This window comes from Mycobacterium sp. 29Ha (assembly GCF_032883055.1).
GTDB classification, from domain to species: Bacteria; Actinomycetota; Actinomycetes; order Mycobacteriales; family Mycobacteriaceae; genus Mycobacterium; species Mycobacterium gallinarum.
Genome location: NZ_JAMQTI010000001.1, coordinates 348422 through 371276, shown reverse-complemented (window position 1 = coordinate 371276; position 22855 = coordinate 348422). Strand labels below are relative to the sequence as shown.

Here is a 22855-nt window from a genome sequence, read left to right as displayed (position 1 = left end):
TCAGCCGCCAAACAGCGTGGCGCACATCTGGCGCGGATTGAGGAAGCCGAGGAACGCGCTCGACGGCATCGAGGCGCAGCCGCCCGCGGCCGCGGGCACAGCCGGCATCGATGGCGCTGAGCCCGGGGTCTTCCAGATGGCAGGCGACGCACCGCGGGGACCGCACTTCGGCCACGCCTTGAGGCCCTGGGTGCGCAGGACGTTCTCGGCCACCCGGATCTGCTCGGCGCGAGAGGCCGTCGCGGGGTTACCCCTGCCGCCGTTGGAGTTCCACGTCGCCTGCTTGAACTGCAAGCCGCCGTAGTGGCCGTTGCCGGAGTTGATGGACCAGTTGCCACCCGACTCACATTCGGCGATGGCGTCCCAGTTGACCGAATCCGCACTCGCGGTGGCGGTGGACATGGTCATCGGCACGAGGGCGAGCGCGCCGGAGATCGCGGCGGTCAGCATGCCCTTGGCGACAATCTTCGAAAACTTCATTTCTGCGGTCCTTCCCCGACCGTTTGGAACTCAAGGCCCGCGTGAAGCCCTGTGCGTGCTTCGATGCGGCTATCCGGTGTTTCGGGTGAGGAAGGTCACCTGTTACGTAAGCGTCAAAAGTTTTAATCGTTACTTAATTGGCGTAAGAGGCCTCTGAGAAAGAAGAGGCGGTGTCCAGGCATTTCGCCTGAACACCGCCTCTGCAAAGGTCCTACTGATTAACCGCGTCCGCCGCAGCTCGGCCATGCGCCGATGCCCTGCGACTGCAGAACGTTCTCCGCGACGCGGATCTGCTCTTCACGGCTGGCGTTGTGCGGCGAGCCGCTGCCGCCGTTGGACTTCCAGGTGCCCATGCTGAACTGCAGGCCGCCGTAGTAGCCGTTACCCGTATTAATCGCCCAGTTGCCGCCGGACTCACAAGCCGCGACCGCATCCCAGTTGACGCTGTCCGCATTGGCGGTGCCTGCCAGCGCCATCGGCGTCACGGCGAGCGCGCCGGCGAAGGTCGCCAGACCAATCGTCTTGCGGATGTTCTTCAACTTCGATCCTTTCGACGTGCGCGCGCCAACCAGGCCCGTGCGAGGACGCACAGGGCACATGCCTGATCACAGGCCGGGGTTTTGGGCCGCACCGTCTCGGGTAGGTGCAGCAGTGGGAAGCGAAAAGCGCCTCACCGGACGATCACGTCCGGCGGCCGTCGGGTGCGTAATGACCGCTCGGCCCCACTCACACGCAGGTTCGTGGTTTTTGAAATTATTTGCTCCCTGAGAAGCCGATTAGGACCGTACAAACCGATTCGGCGAAAGTCATTTCGGTCAAGATCGTGCAGCGGCCAGATCACGGACTGATCACGCCGGGCAGAGTCGAACGTCTGCGCAGGTCATCCGCAAGTCCCCGAAGCTGAGGTTTTCACAGCTTCGGCATATTGCCGTGAGCCATCTCACTGGTATTTTGTGACCCAGCCCACCATTCCCGACGCGTGAAACCCCAGGTTTGGTTGCGAAACATCTGGCGTGAGTGCAGAAGTCGCCGGTAGACGCCAGTGTCGGTCGATCGGTTCGCTGGTATCACCGATGACGCCAGAGCGCAGCGGATGAGCGCCAATGCCCGGTGCCCCTTGATATTTGATACACAGCGTCGTCCCGCAGGCTGCATCCACCAATCAATGGGCGAGCCGGATTCAAAACATTCGATAGGCCAAAACTACTGTGCTACAGCATATTACGTGCGCTTCGAATCCGGCCCAGCCTACGATGTGTTATGGACACGCTCATCTTTGCCCGGCCGCGGGCGGAACGGACAAAGGACGTCACGGGTAAGCGACGTCCCATTTCACCCCCGGCGCTGCCCGAGAACGAAATTCGACCCGATCCGCGATCGAATTGGCGCCTGCCGCCGGCCGACGAATTCGAACGTTCCTGTTGGACAGGACATCTGAGCTACCGCCCAGAGATACTCGACAGTCATTGGCGACTCGGCGTCAAGGTCGACGCGGTCTATATCACGGAGAAATATCGAGCCAATTCGGTGCACCGAATTGAATTCGATAAGCGAAGAATTGAATGGACGTGAATTTGCGAATTTGCTAAGCGATTCGCGAGGACGCCGTGGCCCGCAGCTCGGCGACCGTGTTGACGTTGGTCAGCGAGGCCTGCTCGGGCATGACAACCCGCTGCGTGTCGACACTCTCGACCAGGGCGCGCATGCTGCGCTCCCCCGCGTCGACGAGTTCGGACACCCGCTCATGCAGGCTCGTGCGGTAGATCCCGGCGAGATAGTGGGTGCGACCGTCCCACGGCAGCACCACGTCGGCCCCGAGTCGGACAGCCGGACCTTCGAGTTCGTCGATCAGATCGGCCGACAGCAGGGGCATGTCGACGGCGCAGACGAAGGCGAGCTCACGTCCGGCTTCCGCAGCGGCACGCAACCCGCGCCCTGTTGCCAGCAGTGGCCCGACGCCCCGGATGTCGTCCCGCAGGATGTGCGCGTCCAGGGTCGGCAGCGCCTGACCCGGGGCGGCGACGACGAACACGGGCGCGCATCTCGGGCTGACGGCTGACACCATCCGCTCGACGAGCGTTTGGCCGTCGAACATGACGGTGGCCTTGTCGCGGCCCATTCGACGGGATGCCCCGCCGGCCAGGATGACCGCTGCAAGCGGTACGGGGGACGTCACGTCAGTGAGATTAGTCGACGGTCCAGGTGTCTTTGCCCCGGAGCAGCGACTGCAACGCGGCCGTGTCGTGCGGCTTGGCATTGCGCGCCGCGGCGACCTGCTGGCGGGCAGCGTCGTCGTAGGTCGGCTTGCTGACCTTCCGGAAGATCCCCATCACCATGTGGTCGAGGTTCTGCTCGGACAGCCGCGACAGCGCGAACGCATATGCCGGGTCCTCCAGCTGCGCGTCGTGGACGACGATCTCGTCGGCCGACACATCGGCGGTCTTGGCGACCTCGAGCCCGTAGCCCGATTTGACGACGCAGTATTCGCCGTCGCCGCCGAAGGTGATCGGCTCGCCGTGGGTCAGGTTGATGAGCCGCTCCTCGGCGCCTTCCTTGCGCAGCGCGTCGAACGAGCCGTCGTTGAAGATCGGGCAGTCCTGCATGATCTCGACGAGCGCGGCGCCGCGGTGCTCAGCAGCGCCACGAAGCACCTCGGACAGGCCCTTGCGGTCGGAGTCCAAGGCGCGGCCAACGAATGTCGCCTCGGCACCGAGCGCCAACGACACCGGATTGAATGGGTAGTCCAGCGAACCCATCGGGGTCGACTTGGTGACCTTGCCCGTCTCTGACGTCGGCGAGTACTGCCCCTTGGTCAGCCCGTAGATCCGGTTGTTGAACAGCAGGATCGTCAGATTGACGTTGCGACGTAGCGCGTGGATCAGATGGTTGCCGCCGATCGACAGCGCGTCGCCGTCACCGGTGACGACCCACACCGACAGGTCTTGGCGGGCCAGCGCCAGCCCCGTCGCGATCGTCGGCGCACGGCCGTGGATCGAGTGGAACCCGTAGGTCTGCAGGTAATACGGGAATCGGCTCGAGCAGCCGATACCGCTGACGAACGCAATGTTCTCGCGACGCAGCCCGAGTTCGGGCAGGAAGTTGCGGATGGTGTTGAGGATGACGTAGTCGCCGCAACCGGGGCACCAGCGGACTTCCTGGTCGCTGGTGAAGTCCTTCGACTTCTGCGGCTCGTCGGTCGTCGGGACCAGGCCGGTTCCGGCCGTCAGTCCGAGATCTGCACCAATCAGGTCGGTCATGCGATTGCTCCCACGCCAGTTTCGGTTTCGATGGTGGCCGCAGCGAGCCGCGCGAACTTGGCCTTGTCAATTTCCTTGTCGCCCAGCGTTCCGTCGAGCGCGGCATCGATGATGCCCTCCACCTCGTCGGCGAGGAACGCCATGCCCTCCACCTTGGTCACGGACTGAACGTCGACCAGATACTTGCCGCGCAGCAGCAGCGCCAGCTGGCCGAGGTTCATCTCCGGCAACACCACGTTGGGGTAGCGCCGCAGCACCTCGCCCAAGTTGGCGGGGAAGGGGCTCAGGTTGCGCAGGTGCGCCTGGGCCACCTTGATGCCCTTACGGCGCGCGCGACGGCATGCTTCGCCGATGGGGCCGTAGCTGCTCCCCCAACCGAGCATCAACAGCTCCGCGTCGCCGGTGGGGTCGTCGACCTCGAGGTCCGGCACGGTGATGCCGTCGACTTTGGCTTGGCGCAGCCGCACCATCAGGTCGTGGTTCTTCGGCTCGTAGGAGATGTTGCCCGAGCCGTTGGCCGCCTCCAGCCCGCCGATGCGGTGCTCGAGGCCTGGAGTGCCCGGCACCGCGAACTGGCGGGCCAGCGTCTCGGGGTCACGCGCGTACGGCTGGAAGGGCTCACCCGTCTTGGCGAAGGTGTGCTCGATCTTCTCGTAGGTGCTGACGTCCGGAATCTGCCACGGCTCAGAGCCGTTCGCGATCGCGCCGTCGGACAGGATGACCACGGGGGTGTGGTAGTTGATGGCGATGCGGACGGCCTCGACGGCGACGTCGAAGCAGTCCGACGGGGACCTCGGCGCCACCACCGCGACCGGCGATTCGCCGTTGCGCCCGAAGAGCACCTGCAGCAGATCGGCCTGTTCGGTCTTGGTCGGCAGACCCGTCGAGGGGCCGCCGCGTTGCACGTCGATGACGATCAGCGGCAGCTCGGTCATCACCGCGAGCCCCATGGCCTCGGATTTCAGTGAGATGCCGGGTCCGGAGGTGCTGGTGACGCCCAGTGCGCCGCCGTACGACGCGCCGATCGCCGCACCGATGCCCGCGATCTCGTCCTCGGCCTGGAAGGTCAGCACGTTGAAGTTCTTGTGCTTGGACAGCTCGTGCAGGATGTCCGAGGCCGGGGTGATCGGGTACGTGCCGAGCACCACCTGCAGATCACTCAGCTGGCCCGCCGTCACGATGCCGTAGGCCAGCGCGGTGTTACCCGAAATCTGGCGGTACTCACCGCTCTTGAGCTTGGCGGGCGCGACCTCGTAGACGCTGCCCGCGAAGGCCTCGGTCGTCTCGCCGTAGTTCCAGCCGGCCTTCAGCGCCAGCACGTTCGCCTCGGCGATATCGGGCTTGCGGGCGAACTTCTCGCGGATGAACGCTTCGCTGTGTTCGAGCTCGCGGCCGTACATCCACGACAGCAGGCCGAGGGCGAACATGTTCTTGGCGCGCTGGCCGTCCTTCTTCGACGCGCCGATCTCTTCGACCGCACCCAGCGTCAGCGTGGTCATCGGCACGGCCTGCACGACGTAGTCGGACAGGTCGTCGTTCTCCAGCGGGTTGCCCTCGTAGCCGACCTTCGCCAGATTGCGCTTGGTGAATTCGTCCGAGTTGGCGATGATCAGCCCACCGCGGGGCAGGTCGGAAACGTTGGCCATCAGCGCGGCGGGATTCATCGCGACGAGCACGTCGGGGCGGTCACCCGCGGTCAGGATGTCGTAGTCGGCGATCTGGATCTGGAAGGACGACACCCCGGGCAGCGTGCCCTGTGGTGCGCGGATCTCGGCGGGGTAATTCGGTTGCGTCGCAAGGTCATTGCCGAAGAGCGCGGCCTCGGAGGTGAAGCGGTCACCAGTGAGCTGCATGCCGTCACCGGAGTCGCCCGCGAAACGAATGACGACCTTTTCGAGCTTCTGTCTGGTGCCCGGGTTGGCCCCGTTGCCGTTGGCCCCCACTGCGACCGCCTTCCGTCTGAGTCAAGCCGTTCCGGCGAACAGTCCTCGGAGTCGCGGTCGAAGCGACGCGCCGTCGTTGGACGTCCACAGAAATTTGATGTCACTGGCAGTACCGATTATGGCACTTCTCTTAGGTGGCCCTTCACACGACTCGCGGGGTACGCACTGGTAACTACCAAACGAACGCCCTGATCAGCGCGTGTGCCGATGCCCGCCGCGAGACAAAAATGTGTTTTGCGTCACGTGGCACTGAGTGTCATTAATAAGGAAATTGCTACCGATCAGTAGCCCGCTGCTAGCACTCGCGCGCCGCCTACGGCGGCAGGTTGTAGGGCGTGATGACCTGGATCGGCACCGGCCGCGTCGGCTCGACCGGCAACGCGCCCTGCTGTTGGAGTATCAGCCGCATCGCCAGGCGCGCGTCGGCGCGAAGATCGTTGTGCAGGACGACCGAGATGCGCCCGTCCCGCAGGAGCTGTCTGTTGTCGACGTCCAGATCATGGGCAACGAAAACCCTGCACACCCGCCCTAATCGTTCGAAGGCCGCGATCGTCGCGGTGTTGCCACCTCCCACCGAATAGACGGCTCCGACTTCTGGATGGCGCTCGAGCGCCTGGAGAACCAACCGCTCGTTCGTCGAGTCCAGCCCGTCGCTTTCGCTGACTTCCACGATCGTGCGCCCGGTACCGCGCATCGCGGAGCGGAAGCCGACCTCGCGCTCACCCTCGCCGCGGAACACCGCGCGGCTCAGCGTGATGAGAATGTCCGACGGCGCCGACCCCAGCCACTCCCGCATCAGATAGGCCGCCGTCACCCCGGCGCCGTGGTTGTCGATGCCCACGTACGCGCATCGCGCGCTCGCGGGAATGTCGGTCGTATACGTCACCACCGGCACACCGCCTTCGACCAGGCGGTCGACGGCCTCGGCCACCGCGGGGTCGTCCTGGGCCTTGAGCACGACGCCGTGGCTGCCCTTGATGCGGCCGAGCGCCTCCACCATCTGTTCCGTTGACCCGGACTCCCACAGATGAAAGCGGGCGCGCAGCGCGGCGGGTGCGAAGGCGGGCAACTCGGCCTCGATGGCGGCGCGAAACGCATCGGAGAACCGCGCCGGCGTCTGCATCACGACGTCGATGAGGTAGCGGCGGCCGTTGAGGCGCAGCTGGGCCCGCTGCTTGTCGAGATCCGCGATCGCCTGCTCGACTTCGGCCCTGGTGTTCGCGCGGACGCCGGGCCGTTGGTTGAGGACGCGATCGACAGTTGCCTCGCTCAGCCCGGCCTGCTGGGCGATCTCGCGGACCTTATAGCGGTGCGGCATCGATCTTCCTGAGGTGTTTTTGATGGATTTCTGGCGTTGATTGCGGCGACTGTCACAGCAAGACTAACTGGCATGACCGCACCGGTGAGGACGACAGACCCGCCGTGGATCGGCGAGTCCGAATGCCGGATCGACGACTTCCGGCCGCAGGTGCTCCGTGACACCGAACGCGCCGATTACCCGAACGCCACCGAAGTGCGCAGCAACGTGCCGGTGTACTCGGCGGCCGCGGTGGCTGGCGGCGACCGGCGCGAGCTGCAAGCGGAGTTGATCCGCGCGCTCGCCGATGGTCCGGGCGTCGTACTGTTCGAAGGCGCTTTCTCGTCCGACCTCGTCGACCGCGCGAACGAGGGCTTCTTCGCGATCATCGCCGCACAGCGCGCGGCGGGCAGGGCCGCGGGCGACCACTTCGGCAGGCCCGGCGCCAACGACCGGATCTGGAACGCCGCCCAGAAGCTCGCGCTGCACGCGCCGAACGTGTTCGCCGAGTACTACGCGAACGACACCCTCGCCGTCGTCTGCCAAGCCTGGCTTGGTCCCCGCTACCAGGTCACCTCTCAGGTGAACGTCGTCAATCCCGGTGGCAACGCCCAGGTTCCGCACCGCGACTATCACCTCGGCTTCGTCCCCGACGAACACCTTGCGCAGTATCCGGCGCATCTGCACCGGACCTCACCGGTGCTCACGCTGCAGGGCGCCGTCGCCCACTGCGATATGCCGGTCGAAAGCGGCCCCACGATGCTGCTGCCACATTCGCAGCGGTTCGCGGGCGGCTATATCGCCTTCAATCGGCCCGAGTTCGTGGACTTCTTTGCCGACCATCACGTGCAGCTGCCGCTGAACAAAGGTGATGCGATGTTCTTCAACCCGGCGCTGTATCACGCTGCGGGATCGAATGTTTCGGGTGACATCCGGCGGATCGCGAACCTGCTTCAGGTGTCCTCGCCGTTCGGCCGGGCGATGGAGGCGCTGGACCGCACGGCGATGGTCCGCGCGATCTATCCGGCACTGCTGGCGATGAAGGCTGCCGGACGCCCGCAGCGCGACCTGCACAACGCGGTGGTCGCCACCGCGGAGGGCTACGCGTTCCCCACCAACCTCGACAGCGATCAACCCATCGGCAGCCTCGCCCCACCGAGTCAGGTCGACTCGGTGCTGGCGGCGCTGGACTCGAACCTCAGCGCGGACGAACTCGACGTCATCTTGCGCGCCCACCAAGAACGGAGAATGCCATGACCACGCTCGGCGTCATCGGACTGGGCCGCATCGGTGCGTTCCACACCGAAACCCTCTCGGGCCTCGACAGCATCGACGGGTTGGTCATCACCGACGAGCGGCCCGACGTCGTCGCGGCCGTCGCCGCCAAACACGATGCGAGAGCTGTCGACTCGGTCGACGCCCTGTTGGCGTCCGGAGTGGACGGGGTCATCGTGTCCGCCGCGACACCCGCACACGCCGAGCTGACGCTGGCCGCAGTCGAGCGCGGCCTGCCCACGTTCTGCGAGAAGCCGATCGCCTCCACAGCGGTCGAGAGCGCGCGGGTTGCCGACGTGATCGCGCGGTCGGGTGTGCCGGTCCAGATCGGCTATCAGCGGCGGTTCGACGCCGCCTTCGCGGCCGCCAAGCGCGCGGTCGACGACGGCTCGCTGGGCGCCCTGCACACCGTGCGCAGCACGACGATGGACCCGGCTCCCCCGCCGATGGAGTACATCGCGGGTTCGGGTGGGATCTTCCGCGACTGCGCCGTGCACGATTTCGACGTGATCCGCTGGATCACAGGCCAGCAGGCCGTCGAGGTGTACGCCACTGGCAGCGTCCAAGGAGACCCGAAGTTCGCTGAGTTCGGCGATGTGGACACCGCCGCCGTGGTCGTCACCTTCGAAGGCGGGACGCTCGGCGTGGTCTCGGCGGCGCGGTACAACGCCCACGGCTACGACTGCCGCCTCGAAGTGCACGGCTTCCACGACACGGTGGTCGCCGGTTGGGATCAGGGAGTTCCGGTGCGAAATGTCGACCCCGCCAACAGCTTTCCCGAGGGACCGGCGCACCACTTCTTCATGGACCGCTTCAACGAGGCATTCCGCGCGGAGCTCAGTGCGTTCGTTGATGTGGTCAAGGGAAACGCCGCCCCGGCATGCACGGTGGCCGACGCGGTCGAGGTCGCGTGGCTGGCCGAAGCGGCCACCGAGTCGTTGCAGCGCCGCGTGCCGGTGAGCATCAAGGACGTGAGGTCACGATGAAATCCCTGAAGATCGCCGGTGCACCGATTTCGTGGGGAGTGTGCGAGGTACCCGGCTGGGGTCACCAGCTCAGCGCCGAGCGGGTGCTCACCGAGATGCGGGATGTCGGCCTGTCCGCCACCGAGTTGGGTCCCGAGGGCTTCCTGCCATCAGACCCCGAGGAGTTGACCGCCCTGCTCGCGTCGAACGGTCTGCGCTGTGTCGGCATGTTCGTACCCGTGCTGCTGCACGACCCCGACTACGACCCGCTCGCCGATATCAAGGGCCCGCTTGACGCGCTGATCGCTTGCGAAGCCGACGTTCTCGTGCTCGCCGCTGCGACGGGTTCCGACGGTTATGACTCGAGGCCGACGCTCGACGACAGCCAATGGGCCACGCTACTGGCCAATCTCGACCGGCTCGCCGCGGCGGCCGCCGACCGCGGTGCACTCGCCGTCTTGCATCCACACGTCGGGACCATGGTAGAGACCCGCGGCGACGTCGACCGGGTGCTGCAGGGTTCGACCATCAAGCTGTGTCTGGACACCGGCCATCTGCTGATCGGCGGTACGGATCCACTCGCTCTGACACTGCAGGTACCCGGCAGGATCGCGCACGCACATCTCAAGGACGTCGACGCGGCGCTCGCCGCTCGCGTTCAGGCCGGAGAACTCACCTACACCGAGGCGGTGCGCGCCGGCATGTACACCCCGCTGGGCGCGGGTGACGTCGATATCGCGGGCATCGTGACTGCGCTGAGCGCCAATGGATTCGACGGCTGGTTCGTCATGGAACAGGACACGATCCTCGACGGTGAACCCACCGATGAGGGACCCCTACGCGACGTGCGGACCAGCGTGGCTTTCATGCACGACGTCAGTGGCCGCGTGACGGTGTGAGCTTGCGCATCGGCGTGCTCGGGGCCTCCCGCATCGCCGAGCCTGCGATCGTCGGGCCCGCACACAAGCTGGGTCATCGGCTGGTCGCGGTGGCCGCGCGCGATCCGCAGCGCGCGCAGGTTTTCGCCGACAAGTACGGCGTTGAGCGCGTCGTGCCGTCGTACCAGGACGTGATCAACGACCCCGAGGTCGACGTCGTCTACAACCCGTTGGCGAACGCACTGCACGCGCCGTGGAATCTCGCGGCGGTCGCGGCGGGCAAACCGGTGCTCACCGAAAAGCCGTTCGCCCGCAACCGGACTGAGGCAGAGCAAGTCGCCGAGGCCGCCGAGAGTGCGGGTGTGCCTGTGGTGGAGGCCTTCCATTACCTGTACCACCCCGTGACGCGGCGTGCCCTGGAGCTCGCGCGTGCCGGCACCCTCGGTGACATCACACATGTCGAGGTGCGCATGGCGATGCCCGAGCCTGCCGACGGGGATCCGAGATGGTCGCTCGAGTTGGCCGGCGGCGCGTTGATGGACCTCGGCTGTTACGGGCTGCACGTCATGCGTCAGCTGGGTCGTCCGTCGATTGTGCGGGTGAACGCGAAAGAACGCAGCCCCGGCGTCGACGCGTGGTGCGATGTCGAACTCGGCTTTCCCAACGGCGCAACGGGCTTCAGCACAAACTCGATGGTGGCCGATGACTACACGTTCACGATTCAGATCGTCGGCACCGACGGAGATGCCCTGGTGCACAACTTCATCAAGCCCCAGGCCGACGACCGTGTCACCGTCCGGACGCCCGCGGGCAGTAGCGTCGAACATCTGGGCACGCGCACGTCGTACACGTACCAACTGGAGGCGTTCGCCGCGCACGTCCTGCACGGCGCACCGCTGCCGGTGAGTACGGTCGACGCGGTGGAGAACATGGCCTACGTCGACGCCGCATACCGGGCGGGCGGAATGGAACCCCGCTAGCCCACGCTCGGCACGCTCGCCAGCCGCACATACGCCGAGGCCGCCTCGGCGCGGTTGGTGGCGTGCAGCTTCCGCAGCACTCGCTTGACGTGGGACTTCACCGTGCCCGCCGAGATCACCAGCTCGTCGGCGATCTGCTGGTTGGTGCGGCCGGCCGCCATCAGGCGAAGGACCTCGATCTCGCGACGGGTCAGGATTGCCATGACACGCGTCTGCACCTCGGCCAGCGATTGCGCCGCCGGACTGCGTTCGACCGGTTCGATCTTGGCAAGGTCCAGATCCGCGTCCTGCAGCGCCCGTGCGGCTTCGTCGGCAGACGCCAACGCGCGACGGACGTCTGCGCGTTGACGGCGCATGCGCTCGAGGAGAACGGTGCGCTCGTAGGCGTATCCGAAGCCTTCCGCGAACGCCCACACCGTGTCTCGATCAATCTCGTCGACGATGCGGCCCGAGTACAACCGGTCGGCGTGCAGGAAGCCGATCACCTTGCCCGTCGGCATCACCGGTGCCGCCACATAGGCGTGGGTCAGGGAGAAATCGATGATCGGGCGGTTGACGCGCGGATCGTTGCGGGCGTCGCGCACGATGGCGGGCGCGCGGCGGCGGATCATCTGGGTCTCGAGCAGCATGTGGTTGAGGGGCGGCGCCACCGATTGCGCGAAAGCCACCATCTTCTCGGCACCCTCGGTGTCCTCGCCGAAATAGGCTGCCTCCATGACCATTCGGCCCTCGTGGACACGAAAGAGCACGGCGCGGTCGAAGCCGCACGACTCGACCAGCTCGCGTGGCGCACGGTCGACGATCGTCGCGACATCGTCTACGACACGCAGCTTGCTCAGCGCCTCCTGTACCGAGAGGAGTGCAAACGTGCGCCGCCGCGCCCCATCCTCGATCAGCTCGCGTTCCAGCGATGACAGATCAAGCAGGGAGTCGAGGGCATTGAGCGCGTTCTCGTCGCCGAGTCCCTCCAACGCGTTGCGCACCACGGTCGCCTTGGCGTCGACCGCCTCGGCCACCACCGCCATGGGGTCCTCGGACGGGTCGATCTCGCAGTCCTGAAATGCCTCCCGGTAGCGGCGCGCGGCTTCGGTGTCCTTGACAGGGCGCGACGCCCAGCCGGGATGGTCACCGTCGGACAGGCTGCCGATCGCGGGCGTCTCGGGCTTCTCGCTCACAACGCTCACCACCAAGACTGTCCTCCGATCGATGCTCAGGTGCGGCCGGAACCGCCAATTCACCTCGTAAGGGGGTACGAGACCTCCCCAACGGGGGATCGATTTGCCCGGTGAGCTGGCACAGGCTATTTGTCATGTCATCTACGACCGTCTCGGCCTTGGAACTGCTGACCACGCCCCAGGGCATCGCGAACCCGTATCCGCTGTACGAGCAGCTCCGGGCACTCTCACCCGTGCCCGGATACCGTGACTGGCCGCCGGGGACCATTCCGGGGGCGGACGAACCCGTCACCGCGTGGGCGCTGTTCCGCTACGACCAGATCTTCGAGGCGGCCAGGGACAGCGCGACGTTCTCGTCGCGGGATCCTTTGCAGGAGGCGTCGTCTGCGCCGAGCCTGATGCTCGTCAACACCGACCCGCCCAAGCATGAAGTCGAACGGAAGCTGGTCAGCCAGGCGTTCTCCCCGCGCCGGGTGAAGCGCCTGGAGGGCTGGCTGAACGAGTTGGTGCCGCATCTGCTGGACGACCTGGGCAGCGGTGACGTCGAGGTGATGGAATTCGCCGCCGAGATCCCCACCCGCGCCATGGTGCGATTGCTGGGCCTGCCCGACGGCGATCACGTCCGATTCAAAAAGTGGGCCAACGCGTTCATGCTGTCGTCGTCGCTCACACCCGAGCAGCGCATCGCGAGCAATGAGGAGATGGTGACCACGTTCGCGACCCGGCTCGCCGAGCACACCGTCCGGCTGGCGGAGCGCACCCCCACCGACGATGTCGAAGACGCCGAGGATCTCATCTCCGCCCTGCTGCGCGCCGCGGTCGACGGGCAGCGGCTGACCCCCGAGGAGATCGTCCGGTTCTGCGTGACGCTCGTCGTCGCCGGCAGCGAGACCACCACGTTCCTGATCGGCAATCTGCTGCATGCGATGGCGCGCGAACCCGCGATCACCGAGCGGATGCGCAGCGACCGCACCTTGGTGAACGTCTTCGTCGAAGAGGCCATGCGTGTCGACGGACCGCCGCAGCGGCTGTTCCGCATCGCCACCCGCGATGTCGAGGTCGGCGGCAAGCTGATCCGCAAAGGTGATTGGGTGGCACTGTTTTTCGGCTCTGCCAATCGTGACCCCGAGGTGTTCGGTGACCCCGACAAGCTCGACATCGATCGGCCCAACATCCGCCAGCAGCTGTCGATGGGGCACGGTCTGCACTTCTGCCTCGGTGCATCACTGGCCCGCCTGGAAGTGGTCGCCGTGGTGAACGCGGTACTCGACCGCTATCAGACGATCGCGCTGACCGATGATCCCGGCACAAAGCAGACCGCAAGCCTGCTGACCCACGCCTATGTGCGTCTCCCCCTTCACCTCTCATGACCCCGGAGGAGGCAGCCAATATCGCGGCGACGAAGGCCATCTACGCCGCTGTGCCCGCCGGTGATCTGCAGACCGCACTGGAACTGCTCGACCCCGACGTGCGTATCACCTATTACGGCACCGAAGGCATTCCCTATGCCGGTGATTACCGGGGGTTTGACGAGGCCGTGACGTTCTTCACCAAGGTTGGGGAATCGATCGCGATCACCGAGATGGAGGCGTGGAAGTTCATCGCCCAGGGTGACGAGCTGGCGTCGTGGGGCAGGCAACGGTTCCGGCGACTCGACACAGGCTACGAATGGGAGTCGGAGTTTGCGCACATCATTACGCTGCGTGGCGGTCGCTGGCTCTACTTCCGCGACTTCATGAACTCCGCCCTGACGCTGCAGGCGTTCACCCGATGAGGGTCGCGGGTGACCGCGAGATCTGCATGGGCGCAGGGGTTTGCGTGATGACGGCCGACAAGACATTCGATCAGGATGACGACGGGATCGTGGTCCTCGCCTCGGATCGAGTGTCCGCCGGCGAGGAGAAGGCCGTGCGCAACGCCGTCAGGATGTGCCCGTCGGGCGCACTCCGTATCGTGAGCGACATCGTTTAACCCAGCAACGCGCTGTAGCGCCCGCGGGTGAACTGCAATTTGTCATCGTTCACGCGGCCGGATTCCTCGATCCCCCAAACGATTGGTCAATTCCCCGGCGGCAGCAGCATCGTCTGCCAGGTCTTGTTCTCGGGCGCGCCTGCGGCGAGATCCGATTGCGTGTACCGGCGGCCGTCCGGCCCGATATAGCTACCGGTCGCGGGATCGTATTCGGCCGCAGCGATCGGCGGCGGCGCAGCGGGCGGCGGTGGAGGCGCAGCTTCGGGCGGCAACTGTGGAATGGGCTGACCCGACAACGTCGCGTTGGGATCCCCCTTCCAGTTGAATCCGTCGTTGAGCGGTACGAAGACCTCGTCGCTTTCGCACAACTTGACCGTGGGCGCGCGTTTCCCCGGCACGGTTTCACACGGAATATTGCGTGCGCCACGCACATTGAACGGTGAATCCTGCGGGATCCGGCAATAGAGGTCACCGGGCGGCCGCTGCGGATAATCCTCGAGCGCGGCAACGCGTTGCTGCTGGGCAGGCAGGAACCCGGTGGTGCAAGGTGGCGGCAGGTTGAGGTTCAGGTTGAAGCTCAGGTATTGGCCCTTGTAGTCCTGTTTGGTGTTGAGGTTGGCGAGGATGCCGGCCTGGTTTGCCGCGATGGCTTGGGGAAACACCACGAGGAGCTGTTCGATGTCGTTCTGATAGGTGAGCGCGACTTGCCCGACACTGACGAGGTTGGCCAGCAGGATGGGCAAGGTGGGCTGCAGGCGTTCGACCAGTTGCCGCACCTGCGCGGCCGCCGGGCCACCTTTGACGATGACGCCGGCAACTGCCTCGTCGTGGGTCTTCAATTCGGCGGTCACCGTGGCTACATGGGACGCCCACGCCTGGATCGCATCAGAGGTGTTCGTCTGCGAATCCAACACCGGATCGGCCTTGTCGATCAGCGTGGTCAGCGGATCGAGATTCTTGCGCGCGTCGATCGCCAGCGTGGATGCACCTTCGATCACACGCGACAGTTCTGGACCGAGCCCGCCGACCGCCGTGTAGGCCTCGTCGATCACGGTCTTGAGGTCGTCGCGGGGTATGGCCTGCAGACCGGTGTTCGCCGCAGCGAGCAAAGCGTTGACGTCCGGCGGCACTGACGAGTCAGCGAGGGCGATCACGTCACCGTTCTTCAGCGGCGGCGAGGTGCCGTTACGGGGCAACAGTAGGACATAGGATTCGCCGACCGCGGATTGACTGTGCACCTCGGCCTTCAGGTCTGAGGGGATGTCGATTCCGGACTGCAGCGAGAGCACCGCCGCCACACCGGAATCGGTCAGACGCACCGATTCCACCCTGCCGACCTTGGAGCCGCGATAGGTCACGTTGCCCGATTCATAGAGCCCGCCGGATCTCGGCAGTTCCACCGTCACCGTGTACCGGCCGACGCCGAACATGGCGGGCAGGTTGATGAAGTGCAGGGCCATCACCGCCACCGTGGCAAGGGCAACGATCGTGAAGATGGCCAGCTGAATTCGTACCCGTCCGGTCAAATGCATGCTAGCGGCCCTGATTCCATTGATAGGGGATCGTCAGCGGATTCCCGGGACCGTTCGGGCCACCAGCCAAGCAAGGGCTGGGGAACTGGCCGATGGTGCGGCCCCACTGCAGCTCGAGCCAGGTCAGATCGCACTCCCATCGAGTGCCGGTGAAGATCCCTTGGTCGATACGGCTGAGCGTGAGGTCGACGATGGCGGTCAAATTGGCATAGTCACCGCGTTGGAAGTTTTCGAAGGTCTCGTTGGGAAACGGGAAGGTGGCAAGCAGGCTCAGGGATCGCGTCAGGCTGGGACCGGCGTTGGCCAGCGACTCCAACACGGGGCCGACTTGTCTCAACTCCTTTACCAGGTTTTCCTTCGTCTGATTCACCGTGTCCACGGTCAGAGCGCTGAACTTGCCGAGCTGATCGGCCGCCTGCACCAAGTTGTCTCGTTCGGAGTTGAGCACAGCCAACGCGTCGGGGACGGTGGCCAGTGCCCGGTCCAGGACGGGCTGCTGTGCACTGAATTTCCCGACCAGGCGGTTGAGGCTCTCGGTGGCCGCGATGATGTCGCCGGTCTGGTCGTCGAGGTGGCCGGTGAATTCCCGAAGCTGCGTGATCAAGCTTCGCACGTCCTGCTCGCGGCCCCGAAACGCGGTGGAAAACGCCTCGGTGATGTCCTGAACCTGGCCCAGGCCACCACCATTGAGCAACATCGACAGCGCGGCCAGCGTCTGTTCGGTGCTCGGGTAGGCGCCGCCGTCCGGCAGCGGGATGACCGATCCGGCGCGCAGCCGTCCGTGTGGCGCTTCGCCCGTCGGCGGCGCGAGCTCGATGTGCAAGGAACCCAGCAGGCTTGTGGTGCCGATCTTGGCCGTCGCGTTGGCGGGCAGGTCGACGTCGCCGTTCAGGCGCATGGTCAGCAGCGCATGCCAGCCCTGGCGCTCGATTTTGGTGACATGGCCGATCGTGACGTCTGCGACACGCACGCGCGAGTTCGGCTCAATGTTGTTGACGTCAGGCATTTGTGCCTGGATCACGAACGAGCCGGCGCCGGTTCCCTGTGTGCCGGGCAGGGGTAGTGAGTTCAGCCCGCGCCAACCGCAACCGGGCATCGCGGCCACGATCAGGACCATCGTCACGTTGGCCGCGACGTGTTGCCAGCGTCGCCGAGTCACGGGGCACCTCCGGGAGGAACCATCATGCCCTGCAGACCGTCGGTGGGGTTCGTGGCCAGCGGCGCGGTGAATGCCGGGTCAGGCGCCGAGGCTTCGGCGGCCAAGGGGACGTCCGGCGGCGGATCGACGGCGGGCGGTACGTGGTCGGGGCGCATCCAGGGCTCGCTGTAGGTGACTTCGTTCGGGCGGGTCTGCGCGCCGACGAACAGGTTCTCTCCCAACGGCGGAAAGTTGTATTGACGGTTCTTCACGATGGGCGCCAGATACTGCGCGCACAGTTTCGCCGATTGCTCACCTCCCCGGCGGGATGCGGACTGAATCGCGCCGCACAGGAACGAGATCGGGTTCGCGAAGTTGTTGATGGCCAGGGCGCCGGTCAATGAACCGTTGGCCGGCTCGTAGATGTTGTTGTAGTTCTGCAACACCGTCGGGGCGATGTGCAGCGTTTGTTTGATGTCGTCGAGGCTTTCCACGAGCACGCGAGTGATCGACGCCATCTTGTCCGATGCCGTACCGATCGCCTCCGTGTTGTCGGCGGCGAAGTCCTGCACGTCACCCACGACCGCGTTGAGATCCTCGACCGCCTGACCGACTTTGTTCGGATCGTCGGCCAGTAGGGACGTCACCTCCGCGAGGTTGCGGTTGAGCGATTCGAGCAGATCGGCGCTGTCGCTCAGCGCAGACACCAGCGTCGAGAGGTTCTTGAACGTGGCGAAGATGTCACTGCTGTGGTCACCGAGGATCGAAACCGCCTGCGACAGTTTGATGATGGTGTCCCGGATCGTCGGACCCTGACCGCGCAGGTTGTCCGCGGTGGTGTTGATGAGTGCACCCAACGTACTCACACCATCGGGCCCGGTGGGCTTGAGCAGGTCGGTCAGCCTCTCGAGTTGCGCACGTAGGTCGTCCCATTCGACGGGCACCGCAGTGCGGTCCTCGGGAATCACCGCGCCGTCGGCCATCGTCGGTCCACCGGTGTAGGGCGGCGTGAGCTGGATCGTGCGGCCGGTGACCAGCTGCGGTGACAGGATCACAGCCTTGGCATCGGCAGGAACCTTGTACCTGCCGTCGAACCAGAATGTGATCTTGGCCCGCTCGGGCTGCGGTTCGATCGATTCGATCTTGCCGACGGGCACGCCGCGAACCAGCACGTGGTCGCCGGCGAATACCCCTGTGCTGTTCTCGAAGTAGGCGACCACCACCGTCCGGGCGATCTGCGCGGGCATACGTGCCACGACGATCAGGCCCGCACCCAACACCAGCACAAGCACCACCGCCAAGACGACCCTCGCGGTACGTGGCGACCTCATCGCAGCCGGAATCATGGCCTTACTCCCGGTTGTTGGAGGGGCGGCGCCTCGCCCGGCGCCGGCAGGTAGACCGGCGCTGGAGTCGGCTCGGGCACCGAGGCCATCGCCGGCGGCGGCAGCGCGGGCGGCCCCGGCGGCGGACCGCCAGGCGGTGGTGGCGGGGGCGGCTCGCGGTAGGGGTAGCGCGGGTCCCCGGGATTGCCGGTGATCGCGTCGGGCAGATGCGATCTCGGTTCCCCGCCCTGACCGGTCCGCGGGAAAGGCACCGGCAACGCAGGCGTCCCCGGTTGGCCGGTCTGCGGGTCCGTCAGCTGTGACGGCAGCAACGTAGCCGGATCCAACCCCAGATCCGAAAACGCCGCGTCGACGAACGGTTGCACGAACTGACCCGGAAACAGGTTGACCACATAGGCTTTGAAGAACGGGCCGGAGGAAAGCGATTCACCAAGAGACATGACGTAGGTGTTGATCAATTTGATGGACTGCTGCACACGCTCCTTGCGGTCATCGACGATCGCCAACACTCCGTTGAGCTTTTCCAACGCCGGCCGCAGCTGCTGACGGTTCTCGCCGATGAACGCGTGCAGCTGTCGCGACACCGCCGAGATGTTCGCCCAGATCTGGTCCAATGCCGAGCTTTGCGTCCGCAACGCCGCCAGTAGTGCATTGGTGTCTTTCACCAGACTCACGATGTTGTCGGTGCGTTTGGCCAGCACCCCCGTCACTTGGGCCGCGTTGTCCAGCAGCCTGCGCAACTCGGCATCGCGAGTGTCGAGCACTTGTGCAAACCGCGCCACGCCCGCCACCGCATCCTTCAGATCCGCCGGTGTGTCCGAAAAGGTCCGGGCCAAAGTGGCCAGCGAGTTCGAGAGCTGGTCGGTGTTCACGCCGCTGATCGTGGTGGCCAGGTCACCCAGGGCGTCGGGCAGCTGATAGGGCGAAACCGTCCGGTCGAGGGGAATGGTGCCGTCCATCTGCCCGCTCCCGCGCGGCGTCACATCGACGATCTTGGCGCCCAACAGGCTCTTGGTCTTGATCGCGGCCTCGGTGCGGTCCCCCAGACGCACATCGCTGTCGATCTTGAACGTGACGAGCACGCCCGCCTCATCGAGAACAATGTCCGAGACGTTGCCCACCACGAAGCCGGAAACCTCCACGCCGGCACCGGTGTTCAGCCCGCCGGCGTCGGCGAAGTACGCCGAGTACTCCCTACCCGAGTTGAGGAAGGGCAGGTTTTGGTACTGCAAGGCGGCCAGCACCATCACGGCAACCGTCGCGACGCCGACGGTGCCGATGACCAAGGGGCTGCGTTCGGAGAAGGACTTCACTTGGGCGCGCACCGCCCCGTGCTCTGGCCGGCCACTTTGACGTACACCGGTTGGCCCCCTTTGCCGTTGAGCTTGAGCACGACATCGCACAGGTAGAAACTGAAGTAGTCGCCGTACATCCCCTGCCGCACCAGGGCCTGGTATCTGTCCGGCAGCGTGTTGAGCAGATTGTCGAGATATTCGTGGTCGGCCACGGCGATGCCCGCCACCCGATCGGTCTGCGCGACCACCTCGCGGAACGGCGCCCGGGCTTGGGCCAAAAGGTCGGCGAGCGAACCGGTGGCGGCGTTTGTGTAAGCCACCGCGTTGGAGATGTCGGTTCTGCGTTCGGCCAGCCCGCCAATCAGCTCCGAAAGTGATGTCACGGCTTTGTCCAGCCGCTCACTCTGCCCGCCCAACGACCCGAGTACCACGTTGAGGTTGTCGATGACCTGCCCGATCAGCAGATCGCGGTCGGCCAACGTGTTGGTGACCACCGCGGCCTGCTGCAGGAAAGACCCAATCGCGGGACCCTGACCCTCGAACGCCTCGATCAACTGCTGAGTCAGGTCGTTGACCTGTTGGGGGTCCAGCGCCCGAAACAGGGGCTTGAAGCCACCGATCACCGAGTCCAGATCCAGCGCGGGCTGAGTGTGAGTCAGTGGGATGGTCTGCCCGGGACTCAGCGTCTTGAGTCCGCCGGTGCCTTCCTCGAGGGCCAGAAACCGGTCGCCGAACAGGTTGTCATACCGGATCACCGCCCTGCTGCCCTGCGTGAGCACGACCGACTTTTCGGTGAAAAACTGCACGCGCACAGTCGCATCCGGGTTGATGGAGATGTTCTCCACCTTGCCGACCTCGACGCCCGCGATCCGCACTATCGTGCCGTTCCTCAGGTTGGACACGTTGCTGAACTCGGCGTAGTAGCTGTTGCCCGCGCCGAAGCGAAACTGTCCGAAGATCGTCAGCGTCAGGAATGCGACGAACAGGCAGACAGCCAGGAAAACGCCCAGGCGCCAGATGGTGCCCCTGAAGTCAGCCACGGAGGCTCTCCTCCTTGTGCGGATGGTCGGCGGTGATGATGACCAGTGCGATCACGGTGGGCCCTGCCCGTTGTGGTCGAGCGGCGCCGGGGCCGCCGGGGGGACCCCCGGCCACAGCGGCACGCCGCCCGGCCCGTACAGCGGCGCGCCGTACGGTGGCGCCCCGGGGTAGGGAACCGGCCCGATTGCCGGGCCGGGCAGGCACTGACGAATGCTTGGCGGCTCCGGCACGGCACGCGTCGTCGGGAAGTAGTTCGCCCAGCAGGGATGTCCGATACCGGGGTTGGGCCGAATGTCCAGGCCGGTCCCCCAGCCGGTGTTGGTGATCAGTTGGCGCACGGGGAAGTTCTTGGTCGCGTCCGGTAGCGAGCCGCACCCCGGCGCACCGCCGGGTCCGCCCTTGGCGGCCACTATCGGCAGATTGTTCGGGTAGGCGTAGGGATCGTTTCCCAGCAACAAGGCGACGTCGAGCTGAAGAGTGCGACCATCGCCGCCCCACGCCGCATAGCCGCCGTTGTCGAGATACCACGTGGCGCCCTTCAAAAAGCACTCGTACACGGGGCTGTGCTGCAGCAGCAGGTTCGTCGTCGGCTCAAGGGTGTTGACCGCCTCGACGAGATCGTCCTTGCTCGTGGCAAGCAGGTTCGTGCCTGCCGTCGACAGACCGATGACGTTCAACAACAACCCATCTAGTGCGCTCGCCTGGTCGCTGATCGTCGTGCTGGTGGTACTGACGGCGTCCAGGATGGACACGATGTCGTCGGCTGCGGCGTCATAGGTGTCGGCGACGTTCTTGAGCGAGCGCCAGTTCTCTTGCATGGTCTCGGCGCGCGCGTTCAGTGCCAGCAAGACCTCATTGAGGTCTGTGGTGGCCTGGCCCATCCGTTGGCCCTGTCCACGCACGCCGTCGGCGACTGCGGTCAGCACGGCGTTCAGCTTCAGCGGGTCGATCATCTTGAGCAGCTCGACGACGTTTTCGAAGACCGTGTTGATCTCTGTGCTGACATTCTTTGAATGCAGCACGGCGCCGGCGGCCAGCCGCTTGGGGCTCGGATTCGGCGGATAGACGAGCTCGACGAACTTGGTGCCGAATGCGGTTGTGGCACTGATCTGAGCTTCCACGTTGGCCGGGATGTAGCGGATCTGGTCAGGGTCGATCTCCAGCTTCAAGCTGGCTCGATCGCCCCCGCCGCCGATCTGGCTGACCCGGCCGACTTGGACACCGCGCATCATGACATCTGCGTTGGTTTCCATCACCAATCCGGCTCGCTCCGACGAAAGCGTCACGGGCACATACGATCTGAATGTTTCCCCGAACGATGCCGCCGTTACGGACAGAAACAGCACGATTGCCGTCAACAAGATCACCGTCCACCACCCGGTGGCGATGCGGTATGTCCCTGCCCTTCGCTTCATGCCACTAACCGGCCAAGTGGAAATCGCCGGACTGGCCGTAGATGGCCAGCGTCATGATCACGATCAGGACCGATGCGACGACCATCGAGGCACGCACCGCTCGGCCCACGGCCTCACCTACGCCTGCGGGCCCACCGCGCGCGGTGTAACCGTAATAGGTACACAGCAGCATGATCATCAACGCGACCGCAGCCACCTCGGCCAACGACCACAAGACGTCGGATGGACTCAGATACGTATAGAAGTAGTGGTCGTAGACACCTGACCCCTGGCCGTACACAGCAGTGGTGCCGATACGAGCGGCCCAGAAAGCCGTCATCAGCCCGATGCAAAACAACGGGATCGCCACGATCACTCCGGCCACCACCCTGGTGGAGGCCAAGTAGCTCACACTGCGGATACCGATGGCCTCGAGCGCGTCGATCTCCTCATTGATTCGCATCGCCCCCAGCTGAGCTGTACTGCCGGCGCCGACGGTGGCGGCCAGTGCCACCATCACCGTGCCCGGCTGAATCTCGCGGGTATTGAAAAACGCGGACGCGAAGCCAGTGAGCGCCTCCACACCCACCGAAGCCAACTGGTTGTATCCCTGCACCGCGACAATCGCGCCCGTCGTCATCGTCAAGAACGCCACGATGACCACCGTCCCGCCGATCACCGCAAGCGCCCCGCTGCCCAATCCCATCTGTGCGATCACTCGCAACAGCTCGCCGCGGTAGTTGATGACGGCATCCGGAATACCAGCCAGCGTGGTGGCGTAAAACCTTGTCTGCGAATCAATCTGGTCCCATCCGGCTACCACTGCCTTCCTCGCCCGCTGTAAGCGGGGATGAAGTCCGCTCGGAACACCCAACGTCACGGCTCCAC

20 protein-coding genes and 1 pseudogene are annotated in these 22855 nt (G+C 65.3%); 7 read left to right on the top strand and 14 right to left on the bottom strand.

The features are described 5' to 3' along the window. The 6 genes and pseudogenes from M1248_RS01810 to M1248_RS01785 form a co-directional block, all read right to left on the bottom strand. Positions 1-480 (bottom strand): transglycosylase family protein, encoded by a 480-nt coding sequence (locus tag M1248_RS01810; protein WP_317147389.1) that lies wholly within the window; start codon positions 478-480, stop codon positions 1-3. A 218-nt stretch (positions 481-698) separates the two neighbouring features. Next, positions 699-932 (bottom strand): annotated as a pseudogene (locus tag M1248_RS01805) (transglycosylase family protein); the annotation flags it as partial. Positions 933-2065: 1133 nt separating this feature from the next. Further along, positions 2066-2656 (bottom strand): molybdenum cofactor guanylyltransferase, encoded by a 591-nt coding sequence (mobA, locus tag M1248_RS01800; RefSeq protein ID WP_197905533.1) that lies wholly within the window; start codon positions 2654-2656, stop codon positions 2066-2068. A gap of 10 nt (positions 2657-2666) precedes the next feature. Further along, positions 2667-3737 carry a 2-oxoacid:ferredoxin oxidoreductase subunit beta gene (locus tag M1248_RS01795; RefSeq protein WP_163729739.1) on the bottom strand — a complete coding sequence of 357 codons (1071 nt, stop codon included), beginning with the start codon at positions 3735-3737 and terminating at the stop codon, positions 2667-2669. Further along, entirely contained in the window at positions 3734-5680 is a 1947-nt protein-coding gene (locus M1248_RS01790; protein WP_163729740.1) for a 2-oxoacid:acceptor oxidoreductase subunit alpha, read from the bottom strand. Before M1248_RS01790 ends, M1248_RS01795 begins: the two co-directional genes overlap by 4 nt. Positions 5681-5993: 313 nt before the next feature. Next, positions 5994-6998 carry a LacI family DNA-binding transcriptional regulator gene (locus M1248_RS01785; RefSeq protein WP_317147388.1) on the bottom strand — a complete coding sequence of 335 codons (1005 nt, stop codon included), beginning with the start codon at positions 6996-6998 and terminating at the stop codon, positions 5994-5996. Between the two features lie 72 nt (positions 6999-7070). Between M1248_RS01785 and M1248_RS01780 the strand changes: the two genes are divergently transcribed. The 4 genes from M1248_RS01780 to M1248_RS01765 are packed head-to-tail and all read left to right on the top strand — an operon-like array spanning position 7071 to position 11075. Continuing rightward, positions 7071-8234 carry a phytanoyl-CoA dioxygenase family protein gene (locus tag M1248_RS01780; RefSeq protein WP_317147387.1) on the top strand — a complete coding sequence of 388 codons (1164 nt, stop codon included), beginning with the start codon at positions 7071-7073 and terminating at the stop codon, positions 8232-8234. Then, the gene (locus tag M1248_RS01775) at positions 8231-9238 is read left to right on the top strand and encodes a Gfo/Idh/MocA family oxidoreductase (protein ID WP_317147386.1); all 1008 of its coding nucleotides are present in this window, start codon (positions 8231-8233) and stop codon (positions 9236-9238) included. The genes M1248_RS01780 and M1248_RS01775 overlap by 4 nt, the downstream gene beginning before the upstream one ends. Then, positions 9235-10116 (top strand): sugar phosphate isomerase/epimerase, encoded by an 882-nt coding sequence (locus M1248_RS01770; protein WP_317147385.1) that lies wholly within the window; start codon positions 9235-9237, stop codon positions 10114-10116. Before M1248_RS01775 ends, M1248_RS01770 begins: the two co-directional genes overlap by 4 nt. Beyond that, entirely contained in the window at positions 10113-11075 is a 963-nt protein-coding gene (locus M1248_RS01765; protein WP_317147384.1) for a Gfo/Idh/MocA family oxidoreductase, read from the top strand. Before M1248_RS01770 ends, M1248_RS01765 begins: the two co-directional genes overlap by 4 nt. On the opposite strand, the gene M1248_RS01760 is transcribed toward M1248_RS01765, so the two are convergent. After that, complete coding sequence (locus M1248_RS01760) at positions 11072-12259, bottom strand: LuxR C-terminal-related transcriptional regulator (protein WP_232076123.1); 1188 nt, start codon at positions 12257-12259, stop codon at positions 11072-11074. The genes M1248_RS01765 and M1248_RS01760 overlap by 4 nt on opposite strands. A 125-nt stretch (positions 12260-12384) precedes the next feature. Between M1248_RS01760 and M1248_RS01755 the strand changes: the two genes are divergently transcribed. Genes M1248_RS01755 through M1248_RS01745 form a run of 3 tightly spaced genes read left to right on the top strand, consistent with a single transcriptional unit; the run spans position 12385 to position 14221 of the window. Further along, positions 12385-13620: a cytochrome P450 gene (locus M1248_RS01755; protein ID WP_317147383.1), complete on the top strand. Its 1236-nt coding sequence runs from the start codon at positions 12385-12387 to the stop codon at positions 13618-13620. Then, a complete protein-coding gene (locus tag M1248_RS01750) occupies positions 13617-14024 on the top strand; it encodes a nuclear transport factor 2 family protein (RefSeq protein WP_163729747.1) in 408 nt (135 codons plus the stop codon). The genes M1248_RS01755 and M1248_RS01750 overlap by 4 nt, the downstream gene beginning before the upstream one ends. Continuing rightward, entirely contained in the window at positions 14021-14221 is a 201-nt protein-coding gene (locus tag M1248_RS01745; RefSeq protein ID WP_163729748.1) for a ferredoxin, read from the top strand. Before M1248_RS01750 ends, M1248_RS01745 begins: the two co-directional genes overlap by 4 nt. A gap of 86 nt (positions 14222-14307) precedes the next feature. Here the strand turns inward: M1248_RS01745 and M1248_RS01740 are convergent, their stop codons facing one another. The 7 genes from M1248_RS01740 to M1248_RS01710 are packed head-to-tail and all read right to left on the bottom strand — an operon-like array spanning position 14308 to position 22841. After that, complete coding sequence (locus tag M1248_RS01740) at positions 14308-15753, bottom strand: MlaD family protein (protein WP_317147382.1); 1446 nt, start codon at positions 15751-15753, stop codon at positions 14308-14310. 1 nt (position 15754) lies between these two features. Further along, positions 15755-16870, bottom strand: coding sequence for a virulence factor Mce family protein (locus M1248_RS01735; protein ID WP_317147468.1), 1116 nt, complete (start codon positions 16868-16870; stop codon positions 15755-15757). A gap of 38 nt (positions 16871-16908) precedes the next feature. Continuing rightward, positions 16909-18222, bottom strand: coding sequence for a virulence factor Mce family protein (locus tag M1248_RS01730; protein ID WP_317147381.1), 1314 nt, complete (start codon positions 18220-18222; stop codon positions 16909-16911). Positions 18223-18233: 11 nt separating this feature from the next. Further along, entirely contained in the window at positions 18234-19550 is a 1317-nt protein-coding gene (locus M1248_RS01725) for an MCE family protein (protein ID WP_317147467.1), read from the bottom strand. Then, a complete protein-coding gene (locus M1248_RS01720) occupies positions 19547-20572 on the bottom strand; it encodes a virulence factor Mce family protein (protein ID WP_163729751.1) in 1026 nt (341 codons plus the stop codon). The genes M1248_RS01725 and M1248_RS01720 overlap by 4 nt, the downstream gene beginning before the upstream one ends. A gap of 51 nt (positions 20573-20623) precedes the next feature. After that, positions 20624-21988 (bottom strand): MCE family protein, encoded by a 1365-nt coding sequence (locus M1248_RS01715; RefSeq protein ID WP_317147380.1) that lies wholly within the window; start codon positions 21986-21988, stop codon positions 20624-20626. 4 nt (positions 21989-21992) lie between these two features. After that, positions 21993-22841: an ABC transporter permease gene (locus tag M1248_RS01710; protein ID WP_317147466.1), complete on the bottom strand. Its 849-nt coding sequence runs from the start codon at positions 22839-22841 to the stop codon at positions 21993-21995. Positions 22842-22855: the final 14 nt, after the last annotated feature.

Excerpts from the sequence above, each read along its gene's own strand:
- M1248_RS01785 (WP_317147388.1), bottom strand. The coding sequence starts at position 6,998 with ATGCCGCACCGCTATAAGGTCCGCGAGATCGCCCAGCAGGCCGGGCTG.
- M1248_RS01780 (WP_317147387.1), top strand. The coding sequence starts at position 7,071 with ATGACCGCACCGGTGAGGACGACAGACCCGCCGTGGATCGGCGAGTCC.
- M1248_RS01715 (WP_317147380.1), bottom strand. The coding sequence starts at position 21,988 with ATGAAGCGAAGGGCAGGGACATACCGCATCGCCACCGGGTGGTGGACG.
- M1248_RS01750 (WP_163729747.1), top strand. The coding sequence starts at position 13,617 with ATGACCCCGGAGGAGGCAGCCAATATCGCGGCGACGAAGGCCATCTAC.
- M1248_RS01810 (WP_317147389.1), bottom strand. The coding sequence starts at position 480 with ATGAAGTTTTCGAAGATTGTCGCCAAGGGCATGCTGACCGCCGCGATC.
- M1248_RS01770 (WP_317147385.1), top strand. The coding sequence starts at position 9,235 with ATGAAATCCCTGAAGATCGCCGGTGCACCGATTTCGTGGGGAGTGTGC.
- M1248_RS01795 (WP_163729739.1), bottom strand. The coding sequence starts at position 3,737 with ATGACCGACCTGATTGGTGCAGATCTCGGACTGACGGCCGGAACCGGC.
- M1248_RS01745 (WP_163729748.1), top strand. The coding sequence starts at position 14,021 with ATGAGGGTCGCGGGTGACCGCGAGATCTGCATGGGCGCAGGGGTTTGC.
- M1248_RS01775 (WP_317147386.1), top strand. The coding sequence starts at position 8,231 with ATGACCACGCTCGGCGTCATCGGACTGGGCCGCATCGGTGCGTTCCAC.
- M1248_RS01740 (WP_317147382.1), bottom strand. The coding sequence starts at position 15,753 with ATGCATTTGACCGGACGGGTACGAATTCAGCTGGCCATCTTCACGATC.
- M1248_RS01730 (WP_317147381.1), bottom strand. The coding sequence starts at position 18,222 with ATGAGGTCGCCACGTACCGCGAGGGTCGTCTTGGCGGTGGTGCTTGTG.
- M1248_RS01735 (WP_317147468.1), bottom strand. The coding sequence starts at position 16,870 with ATGGTCCTGATCGTGGCCGCGATGCCCGGTTGCGGTTGGCGCGGGCTG.
- M1248_RS01755 (WP_317147383.1), top strand. The coding sequence starts at position 12,385 with ATGTCATCTACGACCGTCTCGGCCTTGGAACTGCTGACCACGCCCCAG.